A 19,356-nucleotide genomic window follows, 5' to 3' on the forward strand; every position below is an offset into this window, starting at 1 on the left:
TTATTATGTAAGATAATACGTCTTACTTCTATAGAGTCATATCTAGTTTATTACATTTTATAAAAGATATTCAAGTATTTGAAAATGTATCCGTGCAAATCCGCGAACAAAACATAGGAATTCAGTGAACCGAATATAATTCAGTAAAATCCTTTGTAAAAGGGGAAATGGCATGGGGAATCCATTAGCAATGGAAGAAATGCTTCATATTATTCATGCAGGGCTTGTTAAAAAGAATAACCCAAAACGGATTACGATTGCAGGTGCAGGGATTTCTGGATTAGTTGCAGGTTCTTTATTAAAAGAGGCTGGGCACGAAGTAACGATTATAGAAGCAAATAACAGAATAGGTGGCAGAGTGTATACGATTCGGGAACCATTTAGTGTTGGTTTATATTTTAATGCGGGACCGATGAGAATCCCTGACACCCATAAGTTAACCTTAGCGTATATTCATAAATTTAAACTACCTTTAAACCTTTTTATAAATAAAACTTTTGCAGATATCATTTATACGAATAACATTCAAACGAGATTGAATGTGTTTGAAAATGATCCAAGTGTACTTGAATATCCGGTTTTGGATAAAGAAAGAGGAAAAACGGCAGAAGAGCTAATGATTGAAGTATTAGAACCAATACTAAATTACATTAAGAAGGATCCTGATAAAAACTGGCTTATCGTTGAAAAAAAGTATAAAACGTATTCGCTTGGTTCATTTTTAATGGAGTATTATTCAGATGGTGCGATAGATATGATTGGGGTACTTCTTGATATGGAAGCTTATATGGGAATGTCCTTAATTGAAGTATTACGTGAAATGATTTTCTTTACTTCAACAACGAAATATTATGAAATAACTGGTGGAATGGATAAGTTATCGAATGCATTCTTACCACAATTAAGGGAACATATTTTAATGCCGTATAAGGTTGATAAAATTATACAAGAAGATAATAAAGTAATGTTACAAGGAAATCATGAACAAACGTTAGAGCAATTTACAATAACAAGTGATTTTGCTATTATTACAATTCCATTTTCAGCGTTAAGATTTGTAGAAGTTCAGCCATACTATTTATTCTCTTATTTTAAAAAAAGAGCAATTCGTGAATTAAATTATATTGCTGCAACTAAAATTGCAATAGAGTTTAAAAGTAGATTTTGGGAGAAAGCGGGACAGTGTGGCGGTAAATCTATTACTGATTTACCGATACGGTTTACATACTATCCGAGTTATGGCATTCATACTCCAGGACCAGCTATCGTTATAGCAAGTTATACGTGGGCAGATGAGGCGTTAACATGGGATAGTCTCCCGCAAAGAGATCGTATTCGGTACGCATTAAAAAATTTAGCGGAAATATACGGTGACATCGTCTATAGTGAGTTTGTCACTGGAACATCTTTTAGCTGGAGTAAAAATCCGTATTCTTGCGGTGCATTTACAGCTTTCGAACCAGGCCAAGAGCTCGAGTTATTTCCGTATATTACACCACCATCTGGAAAAGTACATTTTGCAGGAGAGCATACGACATTAACACATGGATGGATGCAAGGGGCAATTGAGTCTGGAGTTAGAGTTGCATATGAAGTAAATGAACAGTGAATCTCTTATATTTACAAATGGTCATTCTTTTAATAAAATGATAAATATAAATCGTAATTATTACGCTTTGAATACATTTGAAGTAAAGAAATGGATGGTCGGTTGAATGAATAAAGTGGAGATTCATATATTAGGTGGTTTTTTAGGTAGTGGAAAATCAACATTATTACAAAATTTATTGTTAGCAGAGAAAAAGAAGAATAGAAAAGTTGTAGTATTAATGAATGAAATTGGTGAATACTCAGTAGATACAGATATTATTGGAAAAGAGAATGTTTTAAGAGAACTTCTTAAAGGATGTATTTGTTGTACGTTAAAAGAAGAGCTTGAAATACAATTACATTCGTTATACCAACAAGAAAGACCAGATGTAATTTATATAGAAACGACAGGTGTTGCGCATCCAATTGAAGTGTTAGACGCGTGTGTCTCGCCAATTTTAGCTCCTTTTCTGGAAGTGAAATCAATTGTAGTCGTTTTAGATGCAGTAAGGTGGTTAAATCGAAGTATATTAAGTGCAAATGTACAACAGCTATTGCATGAGCAACTGAAATTTGGTAGTCACATTCTTGTTAATAAAGCAGATTTACTAACAGATGAAGATAAGAATACAGTATTTGAAGAAGTAAAGGCAATAAATGATCATGCGAAAATGTATGAGACAAAGTATTGTAATATATCTTTAAAAGATATAGAAGAAGCAGAATTTCCAAATGATGAGGAACACGAGACACTACATGTCAAACAGCATTTACATATACAAACAATGACATATCAATTTACGAAACCGATTGATCAAGACAAATTATATGAATGGCTTTCGAATTTACCAGATAGTATTTATCGAGTGAAAGGTTTTGTGAAATTCCATGGAGATAAATACCCTCACCTATTCCAATATTCGTTCGGAGTACCAACTTTATTAGAACAAGACTTCGGTTTCCCGACAAACTTAGTAGTAATAGGAGAAGGACTAGATAAGAAACAATTGGCTGAAGGGTTAGAGAAAGTAGAACTTAACTCTAATTAAGGGGAAAAGACTAACTTAAAAATAAGTTAGTCTTTTTGTATGGTCATTACTGAAATGAAACAGTATTTTCAATTGGATTGCAGAATATATATTGATTGTATGTCCGTTTCCATTACATAGGAAGGTGATTATATATTTGTGCCGAATGTAGAGGGTACTACAAGAGTTTTCCATTATCTATCGAATTAGTTAGTCATGATTACGGACAGGGGATTTTGGCGTGTTTGATTCTATCAGAAAGTAAAGTATGGGGAGGATCACAATGTCGATGAAAAAACGTAAGTGGCTAAAAACAATGTTTACTGGTTGTGTTTTAGGTTCGTTATTAATAACGGCAGCTTGTTCAGGAAAGAAAACAAGTACAGAGGATGAAAAAACGATTAAGGTAGGAGTCCTTGCTTCTTTAACAGGACCGCTAGAATCGTATGGAAAACAAACAGTGAACGGATTTGAATTAGGGTTAGATTATGCAACTGGTGGAACTGGGAAAGTAGATGGGAAAAAGATTAAGTTTGTTGTAGAAGATACAGAAACGAAAGCGGATGTAGCAGTTAAAAAAGCTACGAAGTTATTAGAAGAAGAGAAAGTTGATTTTTTAGTTGGATCGTCTAGTTCAAGTGATACGTTAGCGGTTTTACCACTGGCTGAAGAATATGAAAAGATTATGGTTGTAGAACCGGCAGTTGCGGATAGTATTACCGGGAAGAACTGGAATAAATATATTTTTAGAACTGGAAGAAGTTCCTCACAAGATGCGATTGCAGGAGCAGCAGCAATTGCGAAAAAAGATGTAAAGATTGCAACATTTGCCCCAGATAACGCTTTTGGTCGTGAAGGGATTGCTGCATTTAAAGCGGGTGCGAAAAAATTAGGTGCGAACATTGTGAATGAGCAATACGCGGATACAAATTCAACAGATTTTACAGCGAATATTCAAAATATCATTAGTTCAAAACCAGATTATTTATTTATCGTTTGGGCAGGGGCAAATTCACCTTGGAAACAGTTGAAAGATATGAATGTGGAAGCGCAAGGTATTAAAATTTCTACAGGTGCGCCAGATATACCAGCATTAAAAACAATGGATGCATTAGTAGGTATGCAAGGTTTTTCTGTATATTATCACACACTTCCAAAAAATAAAGTGAATGATTGGCTAGTTGAAGAGCATAAAAAACGTTTTAATGGTGCAGTGCCAGATTTGTTTACAGCAGGAGGAATGTCAGCAGCAATTTCTATTGTAGAAGCCTTAAAGAAAACAAAAGGTGATACAGATGTAGATACCTTGATTAAGAAAATGGAAGGAATGGAATTTGATACACCGAAAGGAAAGATGAAGTTTAGAGAGAAGGACCACCAAGCGATGCAGACACTGTATTCTATCACATTGAAAAAGCAAGACGGTGTTGATTATCCGGTGCCAGTGTTAGAGCGAGAATTAACGATGAAAGAAACAGAACCACCAGTTCAAAATAAATAGACTGAATTTTCTGTTGTTTTTGTATAAAGAGGGGGGACCCTCTTTATACATATTTCTTTCATACTCACGGCTTTAAAGGGAGGGATTTCGTGACACATTTGCTAGAGACGAAAAATCTTAGTGTATCTTTTGGTGAACATCAAGTTATTAAAGATGTAAATTTAACTGTCCAAAAAGGAAAGCTCATTTCTATTATTGGGCCAAATGGTGCGGGGAAGACAACGTTATTTAATTTACTAAGTGGACAGATTTCACCCACAACAGGTGAAGTGTATTTTAAAGGGCAAGATATTACAAAACTATCGATTTCAGATCGAACACGCTTAGGAATCGGTCGCTCTTTTCAGCTTACAAACATATTCCCAGAATTAACGGTACTTGAAAATGTCCGTTTAAGTGTTCAATCATTCGTACAAGATTACTATAGTTTTTTCCCGAGTTCAGCAAAATTAAAGCAACAAGTTGGAGAGGCGAGACGTTTCTTAAAAACAGTATTACTTCATGAAAAAGAGAACGTATTAGCGAAAGATTTGGCACATGGAGAGAAAAGGAAGCTAGAACTTGCGATGTTATTAGCTTTAAAAACGGATGTGTTATTACTTGATGAGCCGACGGCAGGTATTTCGGTTGAGGAAGTCCCTGCTATATTACAAGTGATTGAAAATATTAAGAAACATCCAGAGAGCACAATTGTACTTATCGAACACAAAATGGATATGATACTAGGTTTGTCAGATCATCTTATCGTTTTATTTCATGGAGAGTTATTGGCTGAAGGATTGCCAGAAGAAATTATGAAAGATGAGCGTGTACAAAGTGCTTATTTAGGGGGATTATATAGTGGCACTATTACAAGTGAATAATATAGAAACGTATTTAGATCAGTTTCATATTTTGCAAGGAGTATCTCTTGCTGTTGAGAAAGGGACGATTACTGTACTGTTTGGTAGAAATGGGGCAGGGAAAACAACGACATTACGTTCAGTGATGGGGTTTCACCGCATTGCAGATGGTGAAATTTATTATGATAGTGCAAAAGTGAGTGGATTACCTACACATTTAATTTCAAGAAAAGGAATAGGGTATGTACCAGAAAATCAAGGTATTTTTCATGATTTGACAGTAGAAGAAACTTTCGCTCTTGCTAGGGGAAAAGGTGAGGAAGTAGAAGGGAAAATAGAGTGGATGCTGGAACTATTTCCGGATTTAAAGCAGTTTTGGAATAAGAAAAGTGGGCTCTTGAGCGGAGGGCAAAAGCAAATGTTGGCTATTTCAAGAGCGTTTATTAATAGTGATGGATTATTACTTATTGATGAACCGAGCAAAGGGCTATCCCCGATAATGGTGGAGAAATTAATGGTAGCTATTTTGAAGATGAAAGAGAAAACAACAGTTTTACTTGTTGAGCAAAATTTTATGATGGCCAGTCAAATTGGCGATTATTTTTACATTATGGATAACGGACGAATTGTTCATAACGGTTTTATGAATGAATTAAAAAAGGATAAGGAAATGTGTCATAAATATTTAGGAATCTCTTAACATGAATCCGAGGTGAAAAGGATGGATGTGTTAATCAATTTATTTGTAAATGGGATTTCAACAGGGATGCTCATTTTTTTGTTAGCATCAGGTCTTTCACTTATTTTTGGTTTAATGAGCGTTTTAAACTTTGCACACGGTGGTTTATTTGCATGGGGAGCATTTACAGGTGTTTGGTTATTTAATGTGACAGGAAGTTATATATTAGCTTTAGTTGGAGCAGTAGCCATGGGAATGTTCCTAGGATTTATTTTAGAAAGGTTTCTTATTAGGCCGGTATATGGAAATCATGCTCGACAGCTGCTCGTTACGCTTGGAGGAATGCTCGTTCTTAGTGAGTGTATTAAAATATTTTGGGGGCCAAACCCTATTAGTGCAAAATTACCGTTATGGTTACAAGGAAGTTTTACATTCGGAGGTATTATATTAATTAAATATCGTCTATTTGTTATTTTGATTGGGATAATTATTTACATTGCACTACTACTATTACTCAAAAAGACGAAGATAGGTCTTATGATCCGTGCAGGTGTAATGGATAAAGAAATGGTTCAAGCGCTTGGTATTAATGTAAAAGCGATATTTTCTTTCGTCTTTTTATTAGGGGCAGGGATGGCAGCTTTGGGAGGATTCTTATTAGCACCGTATTCGGGCGTTATTTTCGCCGAGATGGGCATGCAGTATGCAATTTTAGCTTTTATAGTAGTAATTATCGGTGGATTAGGAAGCGTTCAAGGTTCAGCTATTGCTTCTTTAATTGTCGGATTAGCTGGTGCTTTTACAGCGTATTTTATACCAGATTTATCACTTGCAATTAATATGTTAATGTTACTATTTTTCTTAATAGTGAAGCCAACTGGACTTGTTGGTGAAAAGGGGTGAAATGGTGAACAACACATCGGACCGAATTAAAGTATACTTCGGAGTATGTATGCTCATTTGTTTAAGTGTATTTCCGTTCGTAAATGATTCACGGAGCCTGTTAATTTTGTTCACTCAAATCTTCATCTTTGCTATTTTTGCAATGAGTTTTGATGTATTACTTGGGTATACAGGAATTGTATCGTTCGGTCATTGTATGTTCTTTGGGATAGGAGCATATGGGGTAGCGCTTTTATTTGATCGACAAGGCGTATCAATAACGAACTTTTTAATTGGAATAGTAGCTGCAATTATCGTTTCAGCAATCGTTAGTTATATAATTGGTTTGCTTTCTTTACGATTGAAAAGTCATTTTTATGCAATGTTAACACTTGCTATTTCACAGTTATTTTTTGTACTTGCTGAAAAATGGCGTGGGCTTACTCACGGAGGAGATGGTTTTACATTTGGTGTACCAGACGTATTCCGTGATCGTTTTACGTTTTATTATGTAACACTTATATGTTTACTTATCATTTTTGTTCTGTTACGTCTTTTCACCAAATCTTCTATTGGAAAAGTATTAAAGGCAATTTCCCAAAATGAGCAACGTGTTGAAGCACTAGGATATAAAGTGCTTCATTATAAAATTATTGCTAGCATTGTTGCAGGAGTAGTAGCTGCGATTAGCGGTGGTTTATTTGTTATCACATTGCGTTTTGTTAATACGACTGTATTTTCAATTGAAATGACATTAAATGCATTATTGATGACGATGATTGGTGGGGTTGGAACGTTAACTGGAGCAATTGCAGGAGCTGGAATTATTGAATCTCTAAAATATTATTTATCAGAACTAGCTACAGAGTATCCGATCTTTGAACGATGGACGATTATTCTTGGTTTATTGTACATTATCGTATTGCTAGTTTTCCCGAAAGGATTAGTTGGCACGGTTAAGGGACTGAAGAATATGAAACGGAATAAGAAGGAGAAAAGTGCAGAAGTGGAGCAAAATGTGTGAAAAATCAATTGTATAGAATATGAAAATCCCTCTTTTAGATTCATAAAGGAGGGATTTTTTATTAACCAAATAGTTCATCAGGGATTTGTTTGAAAGAGTTTTGATTTGTAAAAAAATGAACAGCTAATTTCTCAACTGGAAAATCTTCAATTGGTACCAATTTATCATTTTTAATCGGCAAAAAGGCTATCCCTTTTCCGTCCTGAATAAACTCTTCCATAAGCGAATAAGAATCTAATTGTTGAAGTTGACGCTGAGATAAATTATTTTCTTTTAGAAATTGTATCGTCTTATTTCTAAAAGGGCACTTTTTGTCATTACTAACGAAGAAGAGTTCCTTTGAATAGTCAAGGATACATTTTTCTTGATCTTTTAGTAAGCCTATAGAAATTGAAGTAGTAAATACTTTTTTAAAACCTGCACCAAAATCATCCTCATAAGTGATGACCATATCAACTTTTTGTTGCTGCAGTAATTTTGGCAAATGACTACTATTTTCTACATATATTTGATAATTCATGAAATTTTCTTTAATACGCTTACTTAAATAATTAGTCAAAATCGATTGTGACGTCGCGATTATATAAGAAGACCCACTTGTTTTAATTTTATCTTTCGCTTCTTCTAATAGAGTTAATATTTGATTCGTGTAATCTAATAAAATGTCACCAGAAGGTAATAAGGAAACGCCTTTGTTATCTCTATGTAGTAAGGGTGTTTCTAATTCTTGTTCTAATTTTTTGATTCTTTCAGTTACGTTCGGTTGAACATAACCTAACTCTTTAGCAGCTTTACTAATAGAACCCTCACTGGCTACAGTTTTGAATATAATAAGATCATTTATTTCCATATATCTCAGCCCCTTATGCACTATCATTATAAATGATACCAAACATAATTTATACCTATTTTACGTTAGCTACTTATCGATTTATCATAATGTATATAAGATTGAAAGCGAGTGATAAACATGATTGGAATGCAATATAAGGTCATTTTGCCAAAGGATTATGACATGGAAATTATTAAGAAAAGGGTAAAGGATAATGGTTATAAAACTGATGGTTTCCAAGCACTAAATTTTAAAGCTTATTTAATTACGGAAACGGAGAAAGACGGGAATTTTTATAACTGCTATGCACCTTTATATATTTGGAATGGGCATGAAGGGATGAATAAATTTATCTTTGAAGGGTATTACGATAATATTTTACAATCGTTTGGTTGGCAACAAATACATATAGGTGTTCCATTAGTTGTTAATCTAAGTGATGGATTTAAGAAAAGTAGATATGTTGTTGAATATGCAGGAAGTATTGCTCAAAGTAAAACGCTGATTGGGACTCAATTAAACATGATGAATGAAAATGTACAAAACAATGAAAAGTGTTTAGGGAATGTAATCGTTTATAATCCGGATAAATGGGGATATAGTAGGTTTGAGTTTTATGAAGAGAAGCCTGATATTATAGTAAATAAAGGTGCTACAGTATATGAGATTTTACACATTTCACGATGAAATTTTGTTGTATATTAAAAATAAGAAAAGGAATGAAAGTCTATGCCTTTTGTGAAGATTTATTATCCTGAAAACATATTAAATGAAGAAGAGTTGGAAAAAATGGGGGAATGTATCCATCTTTCGTTAATTGAACATTTTAACATCCCTGAAAATGATTATTTTCAAATGTTCTTACCTTACCAACAAAATAAATTTTTATATAATCCATATTATTTGTTGGAAAGAGGAGAAAAGAGAACAGAGAATATGATATATGTTTCTATTACATGTGGACCGGGAAGAACGGTGCAACAGAAAAAAGATTTGTATCAATCGATATCTTTAAAAATTACGGAATATTCCGACGTTAAAACTTCGAATATTTTTATTACACTAAATGAGACAGCTGCTGAAAACTGGTCATTTGGTCAAGGAATAGCACAAATGATGAAAATAAAGGGAGAAAAAAATGAAAAATGAACTTATTGAAGTACATATTAAAAAGAAAATGAGAGAAATGGCACCTGCATTTGCTCATTATAGTGAAAAGATATTATTTGAGGAAGTGTGGCGGGATGCCACTTTAACATTAAGGGAAAGAAGTTTGTGTACTGTGTCAGCACTAATCAGTCTCGGTAATACAGAACAATTACAATTTCATCTGAAGCTAGCTAAACAAAATGGGATTAAGGAGAATGAATTGGTTGCATTAATAACACATATGGCTTTTTACGTTGGTTGGCCAAAAGCTATGTCAGCTTTAAATATAGTAATGAATGAAATGAAAAGCTAAGAATAATGATAAGTAAGAATTCATGTTTATATGAATTCTTACTTATCATTATTTATGCAATACTTTATCGCTATATTTATTACATTTTCTCTTGCTTTTTTATCACTTGCGTAGTAAAGTGATAGTAAGATTAACGCTAGGAAGTGACAAAACATGCGTGATAATACGATAGGATCATTAATATGGTTACGTTTAATACGATTTACGAACCAAAGTAATCAAATGTCAAATGAGTTTTTAAAACGTTTTGATTTAACGACAGCTCAATTTGATGTGCTTTTGCAAATACGTACGTATCAACCACTAACACAAATGGAGTTAGCTGAAAAGGTAACTGTTACACAAGGTGGCATTTCTCGAATGTTAACTCGTCTTGAAAAAGAAGGATATATTGTACGAAAACAAGATTGGAAAACGAAAACAATTAGTCTTACAGAGCAAGGAGAAGCGGCTTTAGAGAGAGCATTGCCAGAGCAACTTGCATTTCAATCTTCGTTTTTTGATGATGTATTAAATGAAGAAGAGCAGAAAATATTATATGAGCTGATGACGAAAGTTCATAAGCATAGTGAAAAAAAAGAATTACCGCAAGAGTAATTTTTTTACACCATCAATTGACTAATCAAGTGATGGTGTAGGTAATACGGAGATAAACTTGACTTACCAACGTTTTTAGAAAAAAACTAATACTACTTTATTAAAGGGGAGAGTAACTATGGAAAAATACCGTATAGATACAAGAAAAGGAATTGAGTTTGGATTATATTCAATTGGTGATCATGTTTTAAATCCACATAATGGGGACAAAATTACGCCAGAAAAAAGAATTCACGAACTAATTGAAACAGCTAAGTTAGCAGATGAGGCAGGACTTGATGTGTTTGCTGTCGGCGAAAGTCACCAAACACATTTTACAACGCAAGCTCATACAGTTATTTTAGGTGCGGTCGCGCAAGCTACGAAAAATATAAAAATTGCAAGTTCCGCAACGATATTAAGTACATCTGATCCAGTTCGAGTATATGAGGATTTCGCTACCATTGACTTGATTTCTAATGGACGTGCAGAAATTGTGGCTGGTCGTGGATCTCGTATTGGAGGATATAGTTTACTTGGTTATGACGTGAATGATTATGAAGAATTATTTGAAGAGAAGATGGATCTTTTATTAAAAATTAATAACGAGGAACATGTAACATGGAATGGACAGTTCAGAGCACCGCTCGCACATGCATCGGTTATTCCAAGAGCGAAAAATAATAACTTACCAATTTGGCGTGCAGTTGGAGGTCCACCAGCTAGTGCAATTAAAGCAGGACGTGCAGGTGTGCCAATGATGATAACAACACTTGGTGGTCCAGCAATTAACTTTAAAGTGTCAGTAGATGCTTACCGCGAGGCTGCTCAGCAAAGCGGATTTGATCCAGCTAGTTTACCAGTTGCGACAACGAGTTTATTTTATACGGCAAAAAATTCACAAGATGCACTTAGTGAATATTACCCTCACATTAATGCTGGTATGCTTACACTGCGCGGTGATGGGTATCCGAAACAGCAATTTACAAATGCAATAGATTACCGTGATGCTTTAATGGTTGGTAGCCCACAACAAATCATTGAGAAAATGCTTTACCAATATGAATTGTTTGGCCAACAACGCTTTATGGCACAAATTGATTTTGGCGGTGTACCATTTGATAAAATTGAGAAAAATATTGAATTAATTGCTACTGAAATTTTACCAGCCGTTAGAAAACATACAGCAAAATAAATAAAAAAACTGAGAGTTTAATCGACTCTCAGTTTTTTTATTTGTTCTGGAAAAATGACAAAAAAATGAACTTTTAGTCGAGGAAGAGGGAAGTTGTTTTCTATTTTTGAATAACATTATTTCGAGTTTGAATTTTGAAAATACATTTTTCTCTTGACAAAAAATAAGCATTTATCGTGGGTGCTTTTGAGGACATTTTTTCGAGTAAAAGTCAAGCGTATGAAGAAAAAACGATTGTTTTATAGATATAAAAGTAAGAAGTATATTGAAAAAACACATTTTGCTAATGAGAAAAATCTGATTCAAAAAAATGACAAAAGACATATTTCAGACAAAATGATGTCAATAATACGTCAAAAATAACCTGAATTTACTATGCAGGTATATTATACAATTCGATTAACGAATAAAACACTACAGAAATAGTGAAAAGGTAAAAAATAGCATTACAATAGTTTGAAAAACTGAAACTTCATATTTTTCGACAATACATACAAAATGTTTTTGTCTTTTCGTATTTCTTAATAATTGAGTTTGATAAGATTGCTCAATTAACTTTTATTATAAAAACTATGAAGGAAGTGATTTTAGTATGGAAACGCTCGAATTGGCACGAATACAGTTCGCATCAACAACGATTTTCCATTACTTTTTTGTTCCGCTGTCAATTGGTTTAGCTTTTATTATTGCAATCATGCAAACGTTGTATGTGGTAAAAGGGCAAGAGGTATATAAGAAGATGGCAAAGTTTTGGACGCAATTATTCCTTATTAACTTTGCAGTAGGTGTAGTAACAGGTATTTTACAAGAATTTCAGTTTGGTATGAACTGGTCAACGTATTCACGTTTTGTAGGTGATGTATTTGGTCCCTCGCTTGCAATTGAAGGATTACTGGCATTTTTCATTGAGTCTACATTCCTAGGTTTATGGGTATTCGGTGAGGACAAATTACCGAAGCGAATTCACTTAATGTGTATTTGGCTCCTTTCAATTGGAACGATGTTATCAGCATTCTGGATTTTAACTGCAAGTGCATTTATGCAGTCACCTGTCGGGTATGAAATGGCAGCTGATGGTCGTGCGCAAATGAATGATTTCTTAGCCATTATTCAAAACCCACAACTATGGGTACAATTCCCGCATACAATTACAGCGGCAATTGCAACAGGTGCATTCTTTATTGCTGGTGTAAGTGCATGGAAAATTACAAAAGGACAAGAAACTGTAGTATTTAAAAAATCTTTCCGAATTTCTATCATTGTTGGAACAATTACAACGGCGCTTGTATTATTCTTTGGTCATGCACAAGCGCAACAATTAATTAAGACACATCCAATGAAGATGGCGGCAGCTGAAGCGCTATGGAATACAAGTGAGGATCCAGCACCATTTACAGTATTTTCGAAAATTGATACAGAGAAGAAAGAAAATTCGTTTGAAATTCAAATCCCTTATATGCTAAGTCTATTATCGTATGATAAGTTTAGCGGTCAAGTTGAAGGGATGAATCAAATTCAAAAACAATATGAGGAAAAATATGGACCTGGAGATTATATTCCTCCAGTGCATACAATGTTTTGGAGTTTTAGAGCGATGGTAATGAGTGGAACATTCATGCTTCTTCTAGGAGCTTACGGATGGTTCTTATCAAGAAAAGATCGTTTAGCTGAAAAAACGTGGTATTTAAAATTAATGGTGTATGCAATTTCTCTTCCATTCATCGGTAATACAGTAGGGTGGATTATGACTGAAATGGGTCGTCAACCTTGGGTAGTATTTGGTGTAATGAAAACAGAAGATGCTGTATCACCAAATGTAACATTCGGTGAAGTATTATTCTCACTTATTTCATTCACATCAATGTATTTAATTATGGGTGGAATTTGTGTGTACTTATTCGTTCGTACCATTAAGGGCCACACGAATAAGAAAACGAAAAAGGATTATCAAAGCCATGATCCATTTGATAAGGAGGAAGAGTATGTTATCTCTTAATGAGTTGTGGTTTTTAATTATTGCAATCTTGTTTGTTGGATTCTTCGTACTGGAAGGTTTCGATTTTGGTGTAGGAATGGTTTCGAGGTTTTTAGGAAAGAATGATTTTGAAAAACGAGTTTACTTAAATACAATAGGACCGTTCTGGCACGCGAATGAAGTATGGCTTGTTTGTGCTGGTGGAGCCATGTTTGCGGCATTTCCGCACTGGTATGCAACTTTATTTAGTGGTTTTTATATTCCATTTGTATTTATGCTTCTTGCTTTAATTTTAAGAGGTGTTTCCTTTAAATTTCGTGCGAAAATAGATAATCATAAATGGAAGAGTGCATGGGATTGGGGGATGTTTATTGGAAGTATGTTACCTCCTATCCTTTGGGGAGTTGCGATTGCAAACTTTATGGTAGGTGTACCTATTGATGAGAGTAAAAATGTTGTAGGTGGATTCTTGCAATTACTTCATCCATTTGCGTTACTTGGAGGAGTAATGTTTCTCCTACTATGTATTGTTCACGGATTACAATTTCTTACGATACGTACAACTGGTAAATTGAGAGAACGTGCACGAATTGCTGCAATAAAAATTGCACCATTTTCATTACTTACACTTCTTGTTTTTGCTGGTGTGGGGTTATGGAAAACCGACATTTTCACTGCTCATGGAACAGAATGGATTATGGTACCAATCGGAGCTTTTGTAGCACTATTAGTGTCCACTTTATTAAATAAAAGAAGAAGAGATGGTTGGGCTTTCTTTATGACGAGTTTAACGATAATTTTACTAAGTGCGAGTGTATTTATCGGTATGTTCCCACGTGTTATGATTAGCTCTTTAGGAGCAATGAATGATTTGACAATTTACAACGCAGCATCAGGAGCTTATGCATTAAAACTTATGACTTACTTTGCGATTGCTATTTTGCCTTTCGTTATCGGAAGTCAAATATGGAGTTATTATGTATTTAGACAACCTGTTAAGTCAGACAACGATTTGGAGTACTAATGAAAAGAAAAAGAGGACTTCCGTCTTATCCCGGTAGCCGTATTTTATATGTAGCGTTAACGATTATTAGTATTTTAGAAGCTTTTAGTATTATTGCGCAAACAATCTTTTTAGCACGAGCTATTACGTTTTTATTTCATGGAGAGACAGTACAAACAATATTAAGTGAAGTTGTTTATTTTGGTATCGCGTTTGCAGCGCGTAACATAGTAGTTCGAACATCACAAATATTAGTGGAACGTTTTGCTGAAAAAACAGGGTCGTTACTAAGAAAACAATTGATAGAGGCATATTTCACATTAGGTCCAAGGTATGTTCAAACTGTTGGAACTGGTCATCTGGTTACCTTATCAATTGAGGGGATTGAGAAATTTAAAACATATATTGAATTAACGATTCCTAAAATGATTAGAAGTAGTATCGTTCCAGGTCTAATTGTACTATATGTTTTTACGCTAGATATTGAGTCTGGAATCATTTTAGTTGTAACGATTCCTATCGTGATCATATTTATGATTCTTCTCGGATTAGCAGCGCAAAAAATGGCAGATAGTCAGTATGAGATATATCGTGTACTTTCGAATCATTTTGTAGATACGTTAAAAGGTTTAGAAACATTAAAGTATTTAGGGAAAAGTGAACAGCACGAAGGAAAGATTGAAAAAGTAAGTAAAAGATATAGAAAAGCAACGATGCGTACTTTGCGAGTTGCTTTTCTTTCTTCTTTTGCATTAGATTTCTTTACGAGTTTATCAATTGCGTTTGTGGCAGTTGGATTAGGGATACGTTTAATAAATGGAACGATTATACTATTACCAGCCCTTACAATTTTGATTTTAGCTCCGGAATATTTTCTGCCGATTAAACAAGTGGGAGCAAATTATCATGCGACATTAGATGGACAAATTGCGATGGAGCAAATAGAAGAGATTTTGCAACAACAAAAAGGAATACAAAAGAAAGATTTAAATGAAGATATAGTATGGAATGCCTCTAGTAGCTTGAAATTACAAGATATCAAAGTTAATAATACTGAATCTGAAAAGGCTATATTAGAAGGAATTAATTTTACTTGGGAAGGTAACGGTGCTATTGGTGTTATTGGTGAAAGTGGTGCAGGGAAATCGACGTTAATCGACGTATTAGCAGGTTTTTTATCTCCTTCGAGTGGAAAGATGTTAGTAAATGGTGTAGAAGTTGATGGATCTACTCGTGAAGATTGGCAAAAAAATATTGCTTATATTCCGCAGCAACCTTATATTTTTCCGCTTTCATTAAAGGATAACATTCGTTTTTATGAAACAAATGCAACAGATGAAGAAGTTGAAAGAGTTATTAATGAAGTCGGCCTTCGTTCACTCGTTACATCACTTCCAAATGGGATACACGAAAGAATTGGAGAAGGTGGACGTATGCTAAGTGGCGGACAAGAACAGCGTGTTGCTATGGCGCGTGCGCTTTTAAGTAAAAAACCAATCATTTTATTAGATGAGCCTACGGCACATCTTGATATTGAAACCGAATTTGAAATAAAGCAAGCGATGTTACGTCTATTTAATGGAAAGTTAGTATTTTTAGCAACTCACCGTCTACATTGGATGAAACAAATGGACCATATTCTTATTCTAAATAAAGGGGAAATGAAAGAAAGTGGGACGTATGAAGAACTTTTAGAGAATGAGACATTACATTTTCATAGGGAAGAGAGGGGAGAGAAATGAGTAACTGGGTTAAACCTTATATAAAACAAAATAAAGGTAGAATGACTTTAACTATTTTCCTTGGTCTTCTTGGAGTTAGTTCAGGAGCGATGTTACTTTTTATTTCAGGTTATTTGATCTCAAAATCTGCCCTTAGACCAGAAAATGTAATGGCTGTATATGTTCCTATTGTTGCAACAAGAGCGTTTAGTATAGGGCAAGCTGTATTTCATTATATAGAGCGCCTAGTCGGACATGATGTCGTACTACGTATATTAGAAAAAATGAGAACGAGGCTATATAGAATAGTAGAACCACAGGCGTTATTTTTCCGTTCTCGATTTCAAACGGGTGATATGTTAGGAGTGTTATCCGAAGATATAGAGCATTTGCAAAACCTATATTTACGTACAATATTTCCTAGCATATTAGCGCTAGTTGTTTATAGTATCTTCGTACTTGTTATCGGTGCATTTGATTTTGTTTTTGCACTTATTGTAGGTTGTATGTTAGCTATTATCGTTTTTCTTCTTCCGTTTGTATCATTACTTTTGATGAAGAAACATCATGTTACTTTAAAGCAAGGAAGAAACCGTTTGTATCAACAACTGACAGATGCTGTTTTTGGATTATCTGATTGGCAAGCAAGTGGTCGTAAAGATGAATTTATTAATGAGTATGTAAAACAAAATGATCAGTTGTTAAAAATCGAAAAGAGAGTGAAACGCTGGTATCATATTCGGGACAGTATCATTCAATTAGTAGTAGGTATTGTAGTTATTTCGATGATCATATGGACTGGGAATGAAGCGGCAAGTGAACAAATTGCTCCTACAGTTATCGCAGCTTTCGTATTAATGACTTTATCTGTAACAAACGCGCTTATTCCTATTGCAGATGCCATCGATCGAATACCGTCGTACGTAGAATCTACCCATCGTCTTAATGGCGTAGAAAGTGATAGTGTTTTACATGATGAAACGGATTTGCATGGAGAGAAAGATTATATTGAACCAAAACATGTAGATATTGAACTGAATCACGTATCGTATAGTTATCCAGATAGTAATGAGATTGTATTAAAAGATGTATCATTACAAATAAAAGCAGGGAAGAAAATTGCTATTTTAGGGAGAAGTGGGACAGGGAAATCTACTTTACTAAAATTGTTAACAGGGGCGTTAAGCCCAGTAAATGGCCAAGTTGTATTGAATGGTGAACGAGCTCATACGAATCTTTTATCTAAATATATTTCTGTATTAAATCAAAAGCCGCATTTGTTTGATACGACAATTGGAAATAATGTACGAATTGGCAAACCGGAGGCGACGGATGAAGAGATATGGAAAGCTTTAGAGAAAGCACAATTAGCTTCACATGTTACTTCTCTTCCAGACGGATTACAAACAAAAATGCATGAAATGGGAAAGCGGTTTTCTGGTGGGGAAAGACAAAGGGTTGCTTTTGCTAGAACTCTTATGCAAGAAACACCAATTATTGTACTTGATGAACCGACTATCGGTTTAGATCCAAAAACAGAATTGTCTTTAATCGAAACAATGTTTTCTGCAACGGAAGAAAAGACGGTTATTTGGATTACGCACCATCTTGTAGGAATAGAACATGTAGACGAAGTTATATTCCTTGATCGTGGCCAAATTGTCATGCAAGGTAGTCATAAACAACTTCTGAAAGAAAATGAAAAGTATCGTAAACTTTATGAGTTAGATAAAGGAATATGATTTGAATAAGCAATAATTGTAAAAATAGCTACGCCTAATGGTGGAGCTATTTTTTTGTTAGATTGCAGGTGTATATGATTGTTACGAATTAAAAATGAATTTCATATTATACATATAATGGAGGGGATGTACATGAAGGAGCAATATAAAATCATTGTTTTAAGTGATGAGTTATCAGGGGAGAGGATTCGAAATACGTTAGACAAAAATAAATGTAAAACAATAGTTCATGTTGTAGACGTTTCAGATGTTGTTCGTATAGAAAGTTCTTTTCAATATATAGTCATTTGGAGAGGGGACGCAGAAAAACTTACAAATGACTTGATAAATAGGGGCGTGCAAAGTTCAAAAATTATTAATTTAACAAAATACATGTATGAATGGAAGGATAAATTAATTTCTATCTATCAAATAAATCCGGATCTTATGTCTTTATACATTTCTATGAAAAAAGCAAAGAGTGATCCGACGTATGAATTGTTTGCTACCGGTTTGTCTTATCCACATTGTGGCATAAGTACGGAGCTTCTCTCAAAAAAGTCAATAAAATTAACACTTCCATCGCAAGATCTATACTATGATTATTTAATAGCGTCACAACTTTTATCAAATAATCATTCATTTCAATATTGTTTAATAGGAATAGCCTATTTCTCGTTTTACTTTGATATGTCGTTATCATCTGAATCATATAGAATTCACAAAGTATATTATCCATTGTTTCAAGATGGTCATCATACTGTAGTTCATTCTCCTCTACCCACTGATGGATTCTCACATCTAAATACTCCGAAACCACTCCTTTCTATTTTTAATTTGCATTTTGAATATATTTTATTAGACGAACTAAAAGATGAATCATTGACGCTGCCTTGGATAAATGCTGAATGGAATACTACTTCTCTTCATATTCCTTTTGAAGAACACGGGAAAATAAGAGCAGCTTCACATGCTAAATTGGCGTATCCTCATACTTTAGTTGAAAATAAAATGATTTTTAAGAAATATTTAGAATTACTGTTAAAAAACGATATAAAGCCATTAATTGTTGTGTTCCCTGTTACTTCACATTATTTCAATTGTAGTAGTAAGAAATTAAAAGAAGATTTTTATAAAGTTATAAATGATTTTCAAACTCAATATTCTTTTCAAATTATAGATCTATTTGATTCGCCATTATTTTGTGACGATGATTTTTATGATAGTGATCATATGAATAAAAAAGGTGCAAATAAAATGTCCGCATTATTAAATATGTTTATTCAGGAACGAAAAGTATGATATTTTGTTTCATGTTTGCATAA

18 protein-coding genes are annotated in these 19,356 nt (G+C 34.0%); 17 read left to right on the plus strand and 1 reads right to left on the minus strand.

All coding sequences use genetic code 11. From position 1 onward, the window contains the following. Positions 1 to 172 precede the first annotated feature (172 nt). From ACTFRM_RS05660 to ACTFRM_RS05690, 7 genes are all read left to right on the plus strand, one after another. On the plus strand, positions 173 to 1,609 hold the full coding sequence (locus tag ACTFRM_RS05660) for a flavin monoamine oxidase family protein (protein WP_000528002.1): 1,437 nt from the start codon (positions 173 to 175) through the stop codon (positions 1,607 to 1,609). Between the two features lie 106 nt (positions 1,610 to 1,715). After that, positions 1,716 to 2,639, plus strand: a complete 924-nt coding sequence (locus ACTFRM_RS05665; RefSeq protein ID WP_001044959.1) for a CobW family GTP-binding protein — start codon at positions 1,716 to 1,718, stop codon at positions 2,637 to 2,639. A gap of 262 nt (positions 2,640 to 2,901) precedes the next feature. Then, on the plus strand, positions 2,902 to 4,119 hold the full coding sequence (locus tag ACTFRM_RS05670; protein ID WP_000061996.1) for a substrate-binding domain-containing protein: 1,218 nt from the start codon (positions 2,902 to 2,904) through the stop codon (positions 4,117 to 4,119). 89 nt (positions 4,120 to 4,208) lie between these two features. Next, positions 4,209 to 4,982 (plus strand): ABC transporter ATP-binding protein, encoded by a 774-nt coding sequence (locus tag ACTFRM_RS05675; RefSeq protein ID WP_000149338.1) that lies wholly within the window; start codon positions 4,209 to 4,211, stop codon positions 4,980 to 4,982. Beyond that, the gene (locus tag ACTFRM_RS05680; protein WP_001196696.1) at positions 4,960 to 5,661 is read left to right on the plus strand and encodes an ABC transporter ATP-binding protein; all 702 of its coding nucleotides are present in this window, start codon (positions 4,960 to 4,962) and stop codon (positions 5,659 to 5,661) included. Before ACTFRM_RS05675 ends, ACTFRM_RS05680 begins: the two co-directional genes overlap by 23 nt. Positions 5,662 to 5,682: 21 nt before the next feature. Continuing rightward, entirely contained in the window at positions 5,683 to 6,543 is an 861-nt protein-coding gene (locus ACTFRM_RS05685; RefSeq protein WP_000382804.1) for a branched-chain amino acid ABC transporter permease, read from the plus strand. A gap of 49 nt (positions 6,544 to 6,592) precedes the next feature. Continuing rightward, positions 6,593 to 7,546 (plus strand): branched-chain amino acid ABC transporter permease, encoded by a 954-nt coding sequence (locus ACTFRM_RS05690; protein WP_002182659.1) that lies wholly within the window; start codon positions 6,593 to 6,595, stop codon positions 7,544 to 7,546. Positions 7,547 to 7,607: 61 nt separating this feature from the next. On the opposite strand, the gene ACTFRM_RS05695 is transcribed toward ACTFRM_RS05690, so the two are convergent. Further along, positions 7,608 to 8,396, minus strand: coding sequence for a LysR family transcriptional regulator (locus tag ACTFRM_RS05695; protein WP_000405003.1), 789 nt, complete (start codon positions 8,394 to 8,396; stop codon positions 7,608 to 7,610). Positions 8,397 to 8,516: 120 nt separating this feature from the next. Here ACTFRM_RS05695 and ACTFRM_RS05700 point away from each other — a divergent pair, with 120 nt between their 5' ends. The 10 genes from ACTFRM_RS05700 to ACTFRM_RS05745 all read left to right on the plus strand — a co-directional run bounded on the left by ACTFRM_RS05700 (position 8,517) and on the right by ACTFRM_RS05745 (position 19,333). Next, positions 8,517 to 9,065: a DUF4865 family protein gene (locus tag ACTFRM_RS05700; protein ID WP_000579893.1), complete on the plus strand. Its 549-nt coding sequence runs from the start codon at positions 8,517 to 8,519 to the stop codon at positions 9,063 to 9,065. A 42-nt stretch (positions 9,066 to 9,107) separates the two neighbouring features. Continuing rightward, complete coding sequence (locus ACTFRM_RS05705) at positions 9,108 to 9,527, plus strand: tautomerase family protein (protein ID WP_001117232.1); 420 nt, start codon at positions 9,108 to 9,110, stop codon at positions 9,525 to 9,527. Beyond that, positions 9,517 to 9,840: a carboxymuconolactone decarboxylase family protein gene (locus tag ACTFRM_RS05710; RefSeq protein ID WP_000787196.1), complete on the plus strand. Its 324-nt coding sequence runs from the start codon at positions 9,517 to 9,519 to the stop codon at positions 9,838 to 9,840. Before ACTFRM_RS05705 ends, ACTFRM_RS05710 begins: the two co-directional genes overlap by 11 nt. Positions 9,841 to 9,993: 153 nt before the next feature. Beyond that, positions 9,994 to 10,437 (plus strand): MarR family winged helix-turn-helix transcriptional regulator, encoded by a 444-nt coding sequence (locus ACTFRM_RS05715; RefSeq protein WP_001205523.1) that lies wholly within the window; start codon positions 9,994 to 9,996, stop codon positions 10,435 to 10,437. Between the two features lie 118 nt (positions 10,438 to 10,555). After that, entirely contained in the window at positions 10,556 to 11,611 is a 1,056-nt protein-coding gene (locus tag ACTFRM_RS05720) for an LLM class flavin-dependent oxidoreductase (protein WP_000417543.1), read from the plus strand. Positions 11,612 to 12,203: 592 nt separating this feature from the next. After that, positions 12,204 to 13,607: a cytochrome ubiquinol oxidase subunit I gene (gene cydA, locus ACTFRM_RS05725; RefSeq protein ID WP_000448870.1), complete on the plus strand. Its 1,404-nt coding sequence runs from the start codon at positions 12,204 to 12,206 to the stop codon at positions 13,605 to 13,607. After that, positions 13,594 to 14,610, plus strand: coding sequence for a cytochrome d ubiquinol oxidase subunit II (cydB, locus tag ACTFRM_RS05730; RefSeq protein WP_000950076.1), 1,017 nt, complete (start codon positions 13,594 to 13,596; stop codon positions 14,608 to 14,610). Before cydA ends, cydB begins: the two co-directional genes overlap by 14 nt. Next, positions 14,610 to 16,331 carry a thiol reductant ABC exporter subunit CydD gene (gene cydD, locus ACTFRM_RS05735; RefSeq protein WP_000824042.1) on the plus strand — a complete coding sequence of 574 codons (1,722 nt, stop codon included), beginning with the start codon at positions 14,610 to 14,612 and terminating at the stop codon, positions 16,329 to 16,331. Before cydB ends, cydD begins: the two co-directional genes overlap by 1 nt. Then, on the plus strand, positions 16,328 to 18,052 hold the full coding sequence (gene cydC / locus ACTFRM_RS05740; RefSeq protein ID WP_000073645.1) for a thiol reductant ABC exporter subunit CydC: 1,725 nt from the start codon (positions 16,328 to 16,330) through the stop codon (positions 18,050 to 18,052). The genes cydD and cydC overlap by 4 nt, the downstream gene beginning before the upstream one ends. 132 nt (positions 18,053 to 18,184) lie before the next feature. Further along, positions 18,185 to 19,333 carry a hypothetical protein gene (locus ACTFRM_RS05745; RefSeq protein ID WP_000664263.1) on the plus strand — a complete coding sequence of 383 codons (1,149 nt, stop codon included), beginning with the start codon at positions 18,185 to 18,187 and terminating at the stop codon, positions 19,331 to 19,333. Positions 19,334 to 19,356 lie beyond the last annotated feature (23 nt).

Origin of the sequence: Bacillus cereus group sp. MYBK227-1 (assembly GCF_051916325.1) — a bacterium.
Classification (GTDB): Bacteria; Bacillota; Bacilli; order Bacillales; family Bacillaceae_G; genus Bacillus_A; species Bacillus_A cereus.

What these genes read in the sequence shown, in the direction of transcription:
- ACTFRM_RS05660 (WP_000528002.1), top strand. Translation starts at nt 173, where the DNA reads ATGGGGAATCCATTAGCAATGGAAGAAATGCTTCATATTATTCATGCA.
- ACTFRM_RS05665 (WP_001044959.1), top strand. Translation starts at nt 1,716, where the DNA reads ATGAATAAAGTGGAGATTCATATATTAGGTGGTTTTTTAGGTAGTGGA.
- ACTFRM_RS05670 (WP_000061996.1), top strand. Translation starts at nt 2,902, where the DNA reads ATGTCGATGAAAAAACGTAAGTGGCTAAAAACAATGTTTACTGGTTGT.
- ACTFRM_RS05685 (WP_000382804.1), top strand. Translation starts at nt 5,683, where the DNA reads ATGGATGTGTTAATCAATTTATTTGTAAATGGGATTTCAACAGGGATG.
- ACTFRM_RS05690 (WP_002182659.1), top strand. Translation starts at nt 6,593, where the DNA reads ATGCTCATTTGTTTAAGTGTATTTCCGTTCGTAAATGATTCACGGAGC.
- ACTFRM_RS05695 (WP_000405003.1), bottom strand. Translation starts at nt 8,396, where the DNA reads ATGGAAATAAATGATCTTATTATATTCAAAACTGTAGCCAGTGAGGGT.
- ACTFRM_RS05700 (WP_000579893.1), top strand. Translation starts at nt 8,517, where the DNA reads ATGATTGGAATGCAATATAAGGTCATTTTGCCAAAGGATTATGACATG.
- ACTFRM_RS05705 (WP_001117232.1), top strand. Translation starts at nt 9,108, where the DNA reads ATGCCTTTTGTGAAGATTTATTATCCTGAAAACATATTAAATGAAGAA.
- ACTFRM_RS05710 (WP_000787196.1), top strand. Translation starts at nt 9,517, where the DNA reads ATGAAAAATGAACTTATTGAAGTACATATTAAAAAGAAAATGAGAGAA.
- ACTFRM_RS05715 (WP_001205523.1), top strand. Translation starts at nt 9,994, where the DNA reads ATGCGTGATAATACGATAGGATCATTAATATGGTTACGTTTAATACGA.
- ACTFRM_RS05720 (WP_000417543.1), top strand. Translation starts at nt 10,556, where the DNA reads ATGGAAAAATACCGTATAGATACAAGAAAAGGAATTGAGTTTGGATTA.
- cydA (WP_000448870.1), top strand. Translation starts at nt 12,204, where the DNA reads ATGGAAACGCTCGAATTGGCACGAATACAGTTCGCATCAACAACGATT.
- cydB (WP_000950076.1), top strand. Translation starts at nt 13,594, where the DNA reads ATGTTATCTCTTAATGAGTTGTGGTTTTTAATTATTGCAATCTTGTTT.
- cydD (WP_000824042.1), top strand. Translation starts at nt 14,610, where the DNA reads ATGAAAAGAAAAAGAGGACTTCCGTCTTATCCCGGTAGCCGTATTTTA.
- cydC (WP_000073645.1), top strand. Translation starts at nt 16,328, where the DNA reads ATGAGTAACTGGGTTAAACCTTATATAAAACAAAATAAAGGTAGAATG.
- ACTFRM_RS05745 (WP_000664263.1), top strand. Translation starts at nt 18,185, where the DNA reads ATGAAGGAGCAATATAAAATCATTGTTTTAAGTGATGAGTTATCAGGG.